Genomic DNA, 14,503 nt, shown 5'->3' with positions numbered 1-14,503 from the left:
TTACCTAGACGAGTTTTGTTACAAGCTCAACAGAAGATACTTCGGTCAAAAACTCTTTGACAGACTCATCATTGCTTCGATTTAATCATACTGGCAAGATTGCGGATATACATATTTTTCTAACGAAGCAGTAAAATGTTTTGGTGTGTAAATATAAAAAAAGCCTCCCGAATAGGAGGCTTTCATATAAAATTCAATTTGAGATTACTTTCCGTCTTCAGCTTTCTCAGCAGATTCTTTGGCTTTTTGAGCCTCAATCATTGCATCAAGCTTTGCTTTAAGTGCAGGATCTTCCTTGATTGCACCATTTACTTTATTATAAGTACCAGCGCCAAGAATCGTATCATCCATGATTAGCTCAGTTTTATATTCTTTGACACTTTCCTGAAGGGAATTCTGAAAATCCTGTACTGCTTGATATGCAGCTTTTTCAGCGTCAGTAATATTTGCTTCGGTCATTTTTGCTTCATCTCCCCAAGCAGCTTTGATCTCATTATATCGAGCGCCTCCATCAATATTTTCATTATTAAGGATCATATTTCTTAATTCCTCTGTTTTTGCATCCACATAATTAGATGTCATGACTTCCACGTTCGCAAACTTTGCAAGTTCTTCATCCGTTACCGCTTCATCTTGCGCATAAGCTGCCAATCCCATCATGGAAAAAAACATTCCCAAAAGCATCAATTTTTTCATATTCTTCTGTTAATAGTTGATTATCAATTTGCAATAAAAAAATCAAACCCCGAAAAATCAAGGATTCTTCGGGGTTATTAAGTTAATTTATGATAAATGGCAACAGATATTAGTCTTTTATCCTGATTGCCTTCAGATCTGCAATTGTTTTAATAGGATCATCTGAATTAAAAACAAAGCTGCCAGCTACTAAAATATCTGCTCCTCGTTCGATCAATTTTGGGGCGTTTTGAGCATTCACTCCACCATCGATTTCGATTTGTGCTTTCGAATTTTTTGAAAGTATCAATTCCTTAAGACGATCGATTTTAGAATATGTATTTTCTATAAATTTTTGTCCCCCAAATCCAGGGTTTACCGACATCACACAAACCACGTCGATATTTGAAATTACTTCGCTGAGCAATTCAATAGGCGTGTGGGGATTGATTGCTACACCAGCCTTTGCACCAAGTTGATGGATAGCTTGAAGGGTACGATGTAGATGTGGACAAGCCTCATAATGAACTGAGATCACTTCTGCTCCTGCATTTCGAAATGCCTCCAAATACTTATCCGGGTCCACAATCATCAAGTGAACGTCCAATAGCTTTTGTGCATGTTTGTAAATTGCCTCAGTGACTGGAATTCCAAAAGAAATATTTGGCACAAATACTCCGTCCATGATATCCACATGAATAAAGTCTGCTTTGGAGTCATTTAGCATTTTTACTTCAGACTGTAAATTGGCAAAATCGGCAGCTAAAATAGAAGGAGCAATCGATGGATACATGGTGAATTATGGATTAAATAAAATTAGGTAATTAAATTACTGACGAAAAAGCTTGGCATGTTTGATTTGCTGACCATCCTGCATTTGAATCAAATAAATTCCTTGCTTAATACCTTCAAGTGTAATTTGATAAGGATCCTTTACACTGTATCGGTTTAAATTAGACTTTATCAATGGACGACCATTCATATCAAGCAGAGTGAATTCACTGGATGTACTTGTACCAAAGAAAATCTGAAGCTGATTACTTACCAATGGATTTGGATAGACTTTCCAGAGAATTTCTTCTCGATTTTCTTCGACTGAAAGGATTTCTCCATATAGTGCATCCCGAAAATTTGGAATCCCAAAACCGATTAAATTATCTGGATTATCAGCTTGGGTTCCACTCTCCAATAATCTCTCAATCAATTCGTCTTTAGTCCACTCAGGTTCAGCCTGCCAAAGTCCGGCTGCTAATGCTGTAATTTGAGGGGCTGAAAACGAAGTTCCGTTTGCAAAGCCTACACTTCCGTTGAAACGGACTAATGCCACCCCATTTCCAAAGGTTACCAAATCAGGCTTGATTCTCCCATCCCCCGTAGGTCCTCGAGAGCTGAAAGCTGAAACAGAAAGATCCTTATTTACGGCTCCAATAGCTAATATTCCTCGAGCATCCGCAGGAGCTACTAATGAAGATTCTCCGGATCCATAATTCCCAGAACTGTTTATTACCAATATTCCTTTTGAAGCAGCGATTGTAGCACCCTTGGTTATCACAGTAGTTTCACCATCCAAATCTGCTACAGTATAATTCATAGAAGCATCGTCAAAATCCCAATAACCTACAGAACTGGAAATTATATCTACTCCAAGACTGTCAGCAAACTCGGCACCTCTTACCCAATTATATTCCTCCACACGATATTCTGTTGCTACTTCTTCGGTCATGACCAGAATATAATCTGCATCCGGAGCACCTGCTATAAGTACGTTCGGATCCTTGGAGGCAATAAGAGAAAGTACATTAGTCCCGTGTTGGTTGTCCTGATATACGTTAGTATTCCAAGGTCTTACGAAATCTCTCTTAGCAAGAATCTGATTATTGGTCTCCAAATGTGTCAATGCTGAGGAAGTATTGGCACCAGGAAAACCAGCATCAAAAACAGCTATTGTTATTCCTTCGCCGCTGTAGCCTTCTTCCAGCATTTGATTGATTCCCAAAAGTTCATTCTGAAAATCATAGGGATTTTCCTGTGAAGCAAGACTACGCTTATTCTCTCCACTTGGTGGATAAAACTTATTACGGACCGAGATAGAAGGTTTTTTTTCAATCCGAGCATTTGGACTTGGAATGAAACCTCTTCCCACTAGCTCTACTTTTTCCACAAATGGCAAACTTGCCATCTCGATCGCTCCAGTCTCATCAGTGACTGCAATAGTCGCATTAAACCATTTGCTGGAGTATAATATGTAATTTGAGAGCTCCGATATCTGATCCTCGTATTTTTTAGCTACAGGTAAATCCAAACTATCTGCCTGCACTCCCTCTTTAGCTCTTCTCGTTAATGCTTTTTGAGACAAAAACTCATCGGGTCTTTCCAAGGAAAGACTTGTCTGCGGTTTAAATTTGTAAAATACAGCATACCTATCCTGAGCAAATAAATTAAGCCCAAGACTACAAAAAAACAGTAAAAATAATGCTCGCTTAATCATTGCCATATTCAATCAGATTCATCTGGATTTTAGATCCAGAATCAATTATTTCATCTCCAAGACAATCATTTCTGGAGCAATATGTTAAAACTTCAGCGAAATATTCTGTCATGCCAATTCCTTTTCCATAGTACTCATAGCGTATATCTCTGAATGTGATTTTATCATCACTTTTTTCCTGCAGAACCCTATATCCAATTTCAAAATCTATCCCATTAGCGGGTCCATTTTGCACTGAATCTATCTCAAAGTCATCTCTAATATCATTTCTGTAAATATTACCATTCCAAACTCTCCCAATTTTGGGTGGAAAAACAAAGGATACCAGCGGTTGATTATCCACAGTCTTGATTAGCGTAAAATCCCTTAGAATAAGGGTATACTCTTTTTCTAACACCCAAGTTTGTTTATCACTGGATTTTAAACGCTCCACTATAAAAACCTGCTCCTTTGCCTCATTCAGGTAAAAAGTTCTGATATGATCGCGGTAAAAGAAAAGTTCCTGCTCAGAATCATTCTCCCCAAAATAAGTTGTCTGATCTACTTCATAGATCCAAAAATTACCAACTCCCAAGGGTTGAAAATCAAATCCAATCTCAATAATGGATTCTTCTACTTCTCGTTCACAAGAAGAAAAAAAGATAAGAGCAACCAATGAAATAAAGCCCAAATGCTTTCTCATAAATCTATAATATGCCCAAAAATACTAGTTTTTGATTAATAAATCTTTTGACTGATAATTGATATAGTGCTTTCACTTTTTTCTATTAAATCATCTTGGCTACCTTCGTATCTCTAAAAATTAAGAACCCATGGCTTTAAGTACTTTTGTAAAAATCAGCGGAATTACCAATCTCAGTGATGCAAGATATTGTGCAGGGATGTATGTAGACTTATTAGGTTTTTCCTTAGAGAAAGATGCCGATCGATATGTAAGTCCTACCCAATTCAAGGAAATAACAGGCTGGATTTCAGGAGTTGAATTTGTTGGAGAATTTGAAACCTATACTGAATCTCAGATTCTTGAAACACTCAAAGAATATCCGGAAATCAAATGGATAGAACGTGATAGATTAGACCCTTTGATTTCCTTCGAAGGAAAAGGATTTAGATTAATCTACAAAATGAATTTGGAAGAAGTCTATCGAATGGAAGAGGATGTTGCGGAGAAGCTTTCTGAATCAGGAATTATTTTTCATGTCACTTCAAAAGATCTTCATTTGAGCCAAGATGATCTAGAAGCTGTGAAAAAATTAAGCACTTACTGCAAAGTCATTTTAGGAACTGACATTTCTGCAAAAAATGTCAATAAGCTAGTAAAAGAATTGAATCTAAAAGGAATAGCTTTAACTGGAGGAGATGAAATAAAACCTGGCCTAAAGGATTTCAACGAATTGGCTGATATCTTGGAAGCTTTAGAAGTCGAGGAATAAAAAAATTGCTGTCGGAGCATTCCGACAGCAATTTTTTTAACTATCCCAAAGATCAGATAATTTGTAGGGACTGTTCGTGCCGGTAAAAAATGTACCGTCTACAAATCGATGGCTCACGCCTATATCCCGAAGTTCCATCATATCATGATCATCAAGCTGAATTTTTGACGCTTCAAAATTTTCCTTAATTCTTCCTTCATTGGTCGACTTTGGAATTACAGCTATATCTCTGGCAATAGACCAGGCGATGAGGACTTGACCTTCAGATATTCCGTGCTTGGAAGCGACTTCCTTCACGATGGGGTTAGTCAAAAGTTTTGGGTCTTCGACATGCTTTTCGTTTCGAGAGTCCGGTGATCCCAATGGAGAATAAGCCGTCATCAATATCCCATGCTCCAAACAAAAATTAACCAATCCTTCTTGTGGTAAAAATGGATGCATTTCCACTTGGTTCATTTCCGGATGCTGCCCTCCTATTCCCATAATTTCTTTCAACTTACTTTGATTGAAATTAGAGACTCCGATATGCTTTGCTAAACCTTTAACTTTAAGATCCTGCATTGCTTCCCAAGTTTGGCTTAGAGGCACATCATGGTAGGTGTAGAATTCCTCTATTTTTTGGGCAAAGGAAACTCCTGATTTAAATGCCAAAGGCCAATGAATTAAATAAAGATCAAGGTAATCCAATCTCAAATCTGAAAGCGTTTTTTGAATTGCGGGCAAAACATCTTCATGACGGTGGGCACTGTTCCAAAGTTTGGAAGTCACAAAAAGATCTTTTCGCTTCACAAGACCTGCTTCAATTGCATCCGCGATCCCTTGACCAACTTCTTTTTCATTTTGATAGATTGCTGCACAATCAATATGTCTATATCCAGCCTCAATAGCCCAAAATATCGCTTTTCTAACTTCTCCAGGGTTACTTTTCCAAGTTCCCAATCCGAGGATTGGAATCTGATCTCCGTTTTTAAATGTTAAATGTTTCATTTTGGTAAAGTTTATTTAGGTAAAGCTTCAAAACATAAGTATGTATCAATCATTTCTTTTTTAAATAAGAATTGAACCGATTCATTACCCAAAGATGCAACCTAGCTTGCGTATTGACATAAATAAACCAAGGTAATCTCGGAACAAATTCATGAATGGCAGAAATCATGTATCGATTGTTCAATACTCCTCTGAACTCTAGCCAACCGTAGTCAAACCGTCGAACCAACCAGCCTCCTGTGATATAAAATAGCTGACGATCCTCATCACTTCGATCAGGTATCATGGTAAGCTGGAGCATTGGTTTTTTTCCGTTCAAAAGGTGGAACCCGATATCTCCGTTTTCATTCCTTTTACCATTGATTAGGAATTTGAAAAAACTGGGCAACCAAAGGTTGTATCTATTGGCAACCCAAATAGCTGAATTCCCATTTTGATTCCGCATTCGTTGAATACTTCTGACCGTATTTTTTACACCCTTTTTCTCATAGAATGTAGGCATTTGGGGACTCTCCTTGGAATTCAGAGCTTCATCAACCGATTCTTCATAACTCAGATAGCTAATTTCTTTTTCTTTAAAAGCCAATTCGGGTGATACAGTCAGTGTATGTTTTAAACTTTCGACCAAAGGCGAAACCAGCTGTGGCGGACTGTCTCCAAATAAACCCACCCAAAATTTTGATAGTCCCAATGAAAAAACCGGCACAGAAAAAACCAATCGCTTTTTCCCCATCACTTCGGCGGTTCGCTCCAGCATTTTTCGATAAGACATCACCTCTGGACTTCCGATTTCAATGGGTTTATTATAAACAGAGGGATTCCCGATACAGGTATCCATTATATCCAAAGTGTCCTTGAGAGAAATAGGCTGAGTAAGGGATTCAGTCCATTTGGGACACATTAACACTGGAAGTCTCCTTACCAGATTTTTGATCATATCAAAGGAGGATCCTCCCGGTCCTACAATAATTGATGCTCTAAGTGCCGTTAGTTTTGCACTTCTGGAACCTAAGGTCATTTCCACTTCCAATCTACTCTTCAAATGTCTTGAGAGTTTTTCTTCGGGTTCCTTAGGCAAAAGTCCGCCTAAGTAAATAATTTGTTTGACACCGTTGATAGCAGCTGCCCGGCTAAAGTTATCTGCCAAAAGCAAATCAGTATCCTCAAAACTCCCTTGATTTAAACGGGTAGAAGCATTCATTGAATGCACCAAATAAATCGCCACGTCGACTCCTCTTAATGCTTCAATCGTGCTTGAGATTGAGTATAACTCTACCTGCCTCCACTCTACTTGAGGGTTGGGATTGGACTTTAACTTCTTTCTGCTAAGTGCAACAATGTTATACTTATCCTTAAATCGATGAATAAACCAGCGACCGATATACCCTCCCGCACCAGCTATTGCGATTGTGAGTTTTTTTGGAGTTACTGTGGCTTGTTGGTTCATAAAAAGTATTTCCCTATTCAACCGATTTAAGTAGGGTAAGTTCAATAAAGCCGATTATTTCTCCATAGCTTTCTCCAGCGCTTGTGTGGTCGTAAAATATTTAACGATCATATTCGGCACTTCCCAATCGGGCATTTTACCTGCATTCATGTATTCCAAGAATCGCTCAGTTACTTGAGCAAAATGAGCCTCATGACCAACATGATAGCTTTCAGGAATATTTATCAAATATTCCCCACTACTTTGTTTAGTAATTGTAAGTCCAGGGAATTTACTTTGAAGTGTTTGCTGAATAGCTTTTTCCAAGCTTTCAAATTGGGCTTCATGAAGTCTGACATAAAGACTCGGTTTGTAATTTTCCTCCTTCCCTTGACGAATAATCAAATCGGCTTTTGTACCTCGCATCATGCTGTAATGAGTATCTCCTGTTCCTTCAGGAGCCTGATAGTTCCAGATAACACTTATTTTCGCATGTTTACCTTTCAAGGTGTAATTCATTTCTCCATTTGAAAACACCTGCAACTTGTCATTTTTTAAATCTTTTTGAAGAAAATCCGGAAACTCGCTTTTACCCGTTACTTCTTTGAATTGATTCAAATCCAATTCTGTTGTCCATCTTTTAGCTGAAAGCATTTGAACTTGAGTGGTATCAAGAATTTCTCCTGGAAAAACTTCCCATTGAATCAAATCAACCAAATGAGTGGTCACATCGACGATTCCGTCCCCCTCTTGTTCCACATCAAAAAACCAATCTGGACGGATCAAAGCTTGCCCGGAAACATATTTAAAAAAATGGTGCACTGATTCTTTGGTAATTGCAGGGTTTTCCAGAGTGCCATCTTCCAGCGTGCCAAATACTTCTGGGATCAGAGATAACTCCCGCTGCAAAATCGTACTAATCTCGTATCGCTCAGTCATGATGTCGTAGAGCATCAGATTTTTTTCTTCAGCTGATTCAAAAGCATTTATAAGTTTCTTAAAACCTTGCGAATTGATCACCAAAGGTTTATCAGCATAGACATTAATCCCGTTTTCTATAGCTGCAGTGATATAGTCAATCTTCAAATCATTCTTTCCTGCTACCACCATCACATTCCCAGGCTTTGATCTGATCATCTTATCCAGGTAATCTGGCCCTATTTCAAGATTGATATTCCATGCAGTCGGATTTTCATTCCGCTCATTGTAACCTGCAATACGATTGAGGTAATCTTTCAATTCGGGACCCTCAGGTGCGAATACATAAATGGTAGAATCGATTTCCGGATACATGGTCTTATGAATCAGGCCGGCATGAAAATGTCCCGGATCCAAAGCCATGATTTTTATCTTGGATTCTGAAGGTGGTGTTGAGTTTTCCAAATTTTTCGTTTCACATCCAAAGATTGAACTCATCAATAGAATTCCCAGGATTGGTTTTAATAATTTCATTTTCAGTTTAGACTTTTATATTATTCGTGCCGTAAGGTGCACGTTGTGGCCGACTCAAATGTGAATTTGCTTCCGAATCATTAACAAATGTTTCCGATTTAGCATCCCATTCCAGCTTTCTTCCAAGTTTCATCGCGATATGGCTCACTAAGCAAACTGAGCAAGAACGATGACCAATCTCAGCTGGAGAAAGCAATTCATTCTGGCCTTGAATTGCGCCCAACCAATTTCCATGATGCTCAGTACTTCGCAACAGTTGAATCTCATCTGGCCCGATAACTGAATCCAAAATCTTAGGATCAGATGCATCAAGTGCTTTGCTACTTGCTTCTTTGGAAACTGGATCTGAAGCAGAGGCGGTATAACTTCCTCGAGAAACCCATATCCATCCCTCAGTTCCCTCATATCGAATTCCATTTGGATAGCCTCCACTGGTAAACATGTTTATTCCATTTTCATATTCTGCTTTCACCATAAAGTCACCATGAACATTCCAAAGACCTGATCGAGGGAATTCTGCAACTGCCTCAATGAATCGTGGACCGGTTAATTCAGTATCCATTCCCCAAGCTGCTGAGTCAAAATGATGCTGCCCCCAACCGGTAATCATTCCTGCACCGTATTGCTCTAATCTCAACCAACCCGGACGATCATATCCAACTTGCGGATGAACCCCAATCTCCGTATAAGGGACCTCAGGAGTTGAGCCTAGCCACATATCGTAATTCAAATTTTTGGGAATTGGCATCGCTGGCGCATCTGGACCTGATGGATCACCCGGAAGTCCAATTCGTACCGTATGAAGCTTACCAATTCTTCCATTTCTCACCAATTCGGCAGCTTTTCTAAATTGCTCACTGGAGCGTTGCTGTGTGCCCAACTGAAGTACAATTCCGGTTTTATTAACCATTTCCACGAGTTGTCTTCCCTCTTTAATAGTTAGTGAAGTAGGCTTCTGTACATACACATGCTTTCCTGCCAAAGCAGCTTCCATAGCAGGCTGAGAATGCCAATGATCCGGTGTACTGATCACTACAGCATCGATATCTTTATCAGCAAGCATATCATGGTAATCTGCATATTGCTTCACGTCCAAATAGGGAGATCCCATCTTTTTTGTATAGTAGTTCTCTACATGTTTTTTACCATCTGCCATTCGGTTGGAATCCAGATCAGAAACAGCTACTATTCGAGCTACATCATGCTGCCAGACTCCCGGCATATCGTGATCTCTGGCGATGCGTCCGCAGCCGATTTGACCAATATTAATCTTATTACTAGGTGCATTTTTTCCAAAAACGGAAGACGGAACGATCGTTGGAAATCCAATGGCAGCACTGGCTAATGCTGTGTTTTTGATAAAGTTTCTTCGTTTCATGATTTTTGGGTTATTGTTATTTTACAAATGCCTTCCAGTAGGCCTCAGCCTCCTGAGGGCTGAGTTCACCATCGAAGACAATCATTCTATATTTCAAGGTATAATTATGATTTTTTTGCATTGCCCAAGACTCGTGGCGAATAGGACAAAACTCGATGAATACATTTCCCTGACCATCGTATTGCCCTTCAGGCCAAACCCGCAATGGTTCAGGGTGAGCTTTATTTGTGTTGTGACTTAAAAAAAGAATTCCACTTTTTCCAGACTTATCTTTTGTTTCTCCTTGTACGATTATCCACTTGGCAGCGGTACCGTCGGCAGTTTTACGATCATTTCCTTCGGAAGTAAGAATAGTACTATTTGCATCACCCCATACTTCAGTCGCACGAAAACCAATACCTCCACCATACCGGTAATCATCTAATAAAATCCCACCTTCTAATGGAGTACTTATGGTCGTTGTATAATCTACACTGTATCGTCCCTGATCAGCAGGCTTTACTTTGATTCGAAGATCTTCTTTGATTGCCAATCGCTCCCTTTCTGGAGCTGTAAGGTCTAGATGATTTTGCCTCACATTTAGTTCAGCCGCTCCTCCTGCTTCTTTCATCGAAAGAATTTCCCCAAAATCAACTCTGCCTTTTCCGTCACCCAAATTCCAAAAATCGACCTCTCTCCCACCAATGGTAGCACGGGTCCAAGGTCCCCAAATCCCATAATGATGGTAATGATCTTTAGGCTGGATCCTACTCAATACCTGACCGGATGGGGAAGTAATTGGATGGATAAATCCAGACTTTTCATAGTCTTTTTTTACGCCATCAGGGACTTTAGCAGTCGCGGTTTGATAGGTTAGAACCACTCGGTCTCCAAGCTTAAAATCTACCCCATTTTCATTTTGAGTCAAACTGACTGATTGCGCGAACGATTCCGTAGAAAGTAAAAGCAAAATGCCAATGAGACCAAGGTATGTTTTGCGAATCATAGAAAAATCAGGTTATTGGGTGTTGACTTTTAAAGTTATTGAAATTCTAAAAAGATTACAGACTATTCAACAATCAAACCCAATGAAGACCCTAGTTTTCTACGCAATCGTTTTCTTTGCTTTTTCTGGAATAGCCTTAGGCCAAAATTTAAGTGAAGTCCCTTTAGATGAAAATTGGAAAGGAAAAATCAAATCACTGGCACCAGAAGAAACTTCTTTTGAATTTAAGAAAAAGAAAAAAATCCTGGTCTTTTCCCTTCATACAGGATTCAATCATTGGGTAATTCCTCATACTGAAGAGATGCTCAAAATAATCAGTGAGAAAGCTGAAGTATTTGATGTCACTGGCAGCAAAGACATCGCTTGGTTTGAGCCAGAGAATTTAGCTCAGTTCGACGCGGTTGTTTTGAATAATACCTGCTCTAAGTCAGACCATCGTAATTTGTTTTGGGATAAACTCCGAGAAACTTCAGATGCGGATTCAACCGTTTTGATGGCAAAAGCATTAGAATTGGAAGGGAATATTAGTAGATATGTTAAAAACGGTGGAGGATTACTTCTTATTCACGGAGCCATCACCACCCAAAACAATTCCGATGAATTCAGTCGATTAGTTGGAGGAAGTTTTGATTACCATCCAAAGCAACAAAAATTTCAGGTACGTCTTGAAGATTCATCTCATCCATTGGTTCAGGCATTTCCTGTAGAAGGTTTTAGCCATATAGACGAACCTTATTTCTACAAAAACGCTTACGCAAATCTTGATTTCACCCCGCTGCTTTATTTCAACAATGCTGAAATTGAAGGTCAACGAGAAGGTCAAGAGTTGAAAGAGGGAAAGACCTATGTATCCTGGATCAGATCAGAGGAAAAAGGTAGGGTAATGTACATTTCCCCATCTCACAATGCCCAAAGCTTTGATAACCCTAGATTACTCCGATTTTATTTGGATGGTTTACAATACGTTGCCGGAGATGTTCCCTTAAAATAATTTTAAGTTTCCGTTCAGTGGGTAGTCATAAAACTATGGCTAACGGCTTCAGCAGCGAGTCTTCCTGAAGTCATTGCTGCATTGATCGAACCATTGAGAAGGTAATCTCCTGCTAAGAATACATTTTCGGTAATCTTGGTCTCGGTAAAAGCAATTTCATATTTCAAATCATCCAAAGTAGGTAATGCATATGGAATCTCGTAAGTTTTCAGATGCTTGAAATATTCTCCTTTAATCCCTGAGATCCTTTCCAGCTCAGCCTGTACTGCTTTGATCAACTCTTTTTCAGAAAAGGAGTGATCCAGCACGGTTACTGACAATAGTGAACGATTTTCTGCACTATACTCCTCAGATACATCATCCATAAAAACAATATTGCTTACCAAATGACCATCACCCGGAATTAATCCAATCATAGGGCGAGCCATAAATGACTTCTGGGTTGTGAAATACAGATTAGTCACATGCTTAGGTTTAGCGAATTGACCTTGCATTTGAGGCAATACGCTATCCGGCTGAGTAGCTATAATGATTCGATCAGCAGCTAGTATCTCCCCATTCTCAAGATGAATCTCCTGGCTTTTTATTTGTTTAACGGGGGTTTCAAAATAGATTTGAGTTTTGCTCAACTGACGACGAAGCATCTGTGGTATTTCCCCCATTCCTTTTGCCGGGACAGCTGCATTTCCTATGGAAAACATCTTAAAAACAAACTCAAACATTCGGGAAGAGGTATTCAAATGGGGTTCAAGAAAGATCCCTCTGAAGAATGGCTTGAAGAAATAGGAAATAATTTGATCAGAAAAACCATATTCCTTTAAGTACTGAAGTGTAGGTCTTGATTCCGAACTGAAGATCTCATCCACAGTTTTCTTTTTGAGGCTTTGAGTAAGGCTGAACATTTTCACTTTATCCAAAAATGAACCCACTTTGGAAAAAGCCATTCCAACAATTTGGAGTGGATTTCGCAGCGGATCGGTAATAATAAAAGATTCATGCTCATCAAAAATCACTGCGCCAGGTTCAAAGCTTTTTAGATTCAAAGCCTGATAGTCCAAATATTTCTTAGCCTCAGGGTAGGCCGTAAGTAAAACCTGAAACCCCTGATCCAGTCGAAAACCATCTATCAAATCAGTCTTGACTCTTCCTCCAATCGAATTACTTCCTTCTAAGATAACAGGAGAAAATCCACTTTTCTCCAGCTCAATTGCCGCCACAAGGCCTGAAATTCCAGCTCCGATGATGTAGATTTTAGGGTCAAGTTTTGCTTCGGTCATAACTTTGATATGAATAGGTTTGATTTTCTTTCCAAAGAATAACTCCGCTAAGGAGGAAGGGTTTGAAATGCAACCACAAAGAAAACCAGAATTATTGACTTCTGATGAAAGAGCTTTTGATGAATGGCAGATTATGAATGATAAAAAATAGTAAACTCGCAACAAAGTTCAAATCCATGAAAATCTTTATCAACACACTTCTGGCCTTCCTGTTTTTAAGTCAAACCACTGTTGCACAGCAGTATTTCCCTCCGAAAGGAGACTGGAAAAAAGTGAAACCTAGCGAACTCGGCATAAACGAATCAAAACTGAATGAGGCTCTTGAATTTGCAAAAACTCATGAGAGTAACGAAAACCCAAATCTTAAAATAGCACATTATGAAAGTGCTTTTGGTCGGGAGCCTTTTGGATATCCTGTGGGTCCGATGAAAATCAGAGGTTCGGCAGCCGGTCTGATTATTTACAAAGGTATGGTCGTAGGTGAGTGGGGTGATCCAAGTCGGGTAGATTTGACATTTAGTGTTGCAAAAAGCTTTCTATCCACTACTGCAGGACTCGCTGTAGAGGCAGGTTTGATTAAAGATGAAATGGATTTGGTCTATCCCTATATGGCTCCTATTTACCCTTATGACCCAGTGAAAGCAATGATGAACAAATCCGATCATTTGTTCGAAGAAGATGTTTTTGAGCTATTTGACACAGAGCACAATAGACAAATCCGATGGGATGACTTGCTCCGCCAGACTTCAGATTGGGAAGGAACGCTCTGGGGAAAACCTGACTGGGGCGATCGTCCATCTGAGGGTGTGAAAGAAAAACGAGCAAGACCACAAAATGCCCCGGGATCAGTCTATGAATACAATGACACACGAGTAAACGTACTTGCGCTGGCTCTATTGAACGTGTGGAGAAAACCACTTCCTCAAGTATTAAAATCTGAAATAATGGATCCAATAGGCGCAAGTGATACGTGGAGATGGACTGGGTATGAAAACTCTTTTGTGATCCTGGACGGGCAGATAATTCAATCTGTAAGTGGTGGCTCTCATTGGGGTGGAGGGATGATGCTTTCAGCTTGGGATCAGGCAAGATTTGGATATTTGACGCTTCGAAATGGAAATTGGAATGGTAAACAATTGATACCTGAAAACTGGATTGCCAAATCACGAACCCCTACTCCTGCTAATCCAGGTTATGGTTTTATGAATTATTTCCTCAATGAGGATCAAAAACAAGTTCCAGATGCACCCAAAAGCGCTTTTCTTCATATTGGTGCTGGAACAAATATGATCTACGTAGATCAGGAAAATGATTTAGTGATTGTAGCGAGATGGATTCCAAATAGCGATAAGGCAGAATTGGTAAGGCTAGTGCTGGAGAGTTTAAAATAAATCGCTCTCACTTCCACTTC

At 39.4% G+C, this 14,503-nt stretch carries 13 protein-coding genes; 3 read left to right on the top strand and 10 right to left on the bottom strand.

The genetic code is table 11. From position 1 onward, the window contains the following. Positions 1–204: 204 nt before the first annotated feature. The 4 genes from P8O16_RS20510 to P8O16_RS20495 form a co-directional block, all read right to left on the bottom strand. On the bottom strand, positions 205–696 hold the full coding sequence (locus tag P8O16_RS20510; protein ID WP_300318247.1) for a hypothetical protein: 492 nt from the start codon (positions 694–696) through the stop codon (positions 205–207). A 109-nt stretch (positions 697–805) separates the two neighbouring features. Further along, on the bottom strand, positions 806–1,468 hold the full coding sequence (rpe, locus tag P8O16_RS20505; RefSeq protein ID WP_300318244.1) for a ribulose-phosphate 3-epimerase: 663 nt from the start codon (positions 1,466–1,468) through the stop codon (positions 806–808). 36 nt (positions 1,469–1,504) lie between these two features. Continuing rightward, positions 1,505–3,169, bottom strand: a complete 1,665-nt coding sequence (locus tag P8O16_RS20500) for a S8 family serine peptidase (RefSeq protein ID WP_300318241.1) — start codon at positions 3,167–3,169, stop codon at positions 1,505–1,507. Beyond that, a complete protein-coding gene (locus tag P8O16_RS20495) occupies positions 3,156–3,845 on the bottom strand; it encodes a hypothetical protein (RefSeq protein WP_300318238.1) in 690 nt (229 codons plus the stop codon). Before P8O16_RS20495 ends, P8O16_RS20500 begins: the two co-directional genes overlap by 14 nt. A 130-nt stretch (positions 3,846–3,975) precedes the next feature. Between P8O16_RS20495 and P8O16_RS20490 the strand changes: the two genes are divergently transcribed. Beyond that, positions 3,976–4,596, top strand: a complete 621-nt coding sequence (locus P8O16_RS20490; protein ID WP_300318235.1) for a phosphoribosylanthranilate isomerase — start codon at positions 3,976–3,978, stop codon at positions 4,594–4,596. A gap of 36 nt (positions 4,597–4,632) precedes the next feature. On the opposite strand, the gene P8O16_RS20485 is transcribed toward P8O16_RS20490, so the two are convergent. From P8O16_RS20485 to P8O16_RS20465, 5 genes are read right to left on the bottom strand one after another with little or no spacing between them, the layout of a single operon-like run. Then, complete coding sequence (locus P8O16_RS20485) at positions 4,633–5,583, bottom strand: aldo/keto reductase (protein ID WP_300318232.1); 951 nt, start codon at positions 5,581–5,583, stop codon at positions 4,633–4,635. A 49-nt stretch (positions 5,584–5,632) separates the two neighbouring features. Beyond that, positions 5,633–7,030, bottom strand: a complete 1,398-nt coding sequence (locus P8O16_RS20480; RefSeq protein WP_300318229.1) for an NAD(P)H-binding protein — start codon at positions 7,028–7,030, stop codon at positions 5,633–5,635. 54 nt (positions 7,031–7,084) lie between these two features. Beyond that, positions 7,085–8,461, bottom strand: a complete 1,377-nt coding sequence (locus P8O16_RS20475; protein WP_300318227.1) for a putative oxidoreductase C-terminal domain-containing protein — start codon at positions 8,459–8,461, stop codon at positions 7,085–7,087. A 7-nt stretch (positions 8,462–8,468) separates the two neighbouring features. Next, complete coding sequence (locus P8O16_RS20470; protein WP_300318225.1) at positions 8,469–9,839, bottom strand: Gfo/Idh/MocA family oxidoreductase; 1,371 nt, start codon at positions 9,837–9,839, stop codon at positions 8,469–8,471. Between the two features lie 16 nt (positions 9,840–9,855). Then, on the bottom strand, positions 9,856–10,824 hold the full coding sequence (locus tag P8O16_RS20465) for a PmoA family protein (RefSeq protein ID WP_300318223.1): 969 nt from the start codon (positions 10,822–10,824) through the stop codon (positions 9,856–9,858). A gap of 82 nt (positions 10,825–10,906) precedes the next feature. Here P8O16_RS20465 and P8O16_RS20460 point away from each other — a divergent pair, with 82 nt between their 5' ends. Beyond that, the gene (locus tag P8O16_RS20460) at positions 10,907–11,815 is read left to right on the top strand and encodes a ThuA domain-containing protein (protein WP_300318220.1); all 909 of its coding nucleotides are present in this window, start codon (positions 10,907–10,909) and stop codon (positions 11,813–11,815) included. Positions 11,816–11,829: 14 nt separating this feature from the next. Here the strand turns inward: P8O16_RS20460 and P8O16_RS20455 are convergent, their stop codons facing one another. Then, positions 11,830–13,092: an NAD(P)/FAD-dependent oxidoreductase gene (locus P8O16_RS20455; protein WP_300318218.1), complete on the bottom strand. Its 1,263-nt coding sequence runs from the start codon at positions 13,090–13,092 to the stop codon at positions 11,830–11,832. Between the two features lie 176 nt (positions 13,093–13,268). On the opposite strand from P8O16_RS20455, the gene P8O16_RS20450 reads away from it, so the two are divergent. Continuing rightward, on the top strand, positions 13,269–14,483 hold the full coding sequence (locus P8O16_RS20450; protein ID WP_300318215.1) for a serine hydrolase: 1,215 nt from the start codon (positions 13,269–13,271) through the stop codon (positions 14,481–14,483). The last annotated feature ends 20 nt before the right edge of the window (positions 14,484–14,503 follow it).

Origin of the sequence: Algoriphagus sp., from assembly GCF_029254265.1 — a bacterium.
Lineage (GTDB): Bacteria > Bacteroidota > Bacteroidia > Cytophagales > Cyclobacteriaceae > Algoriphagus.
This window is presented reverse-complemented; position numbering and strand designations above follow the sequence as displayed.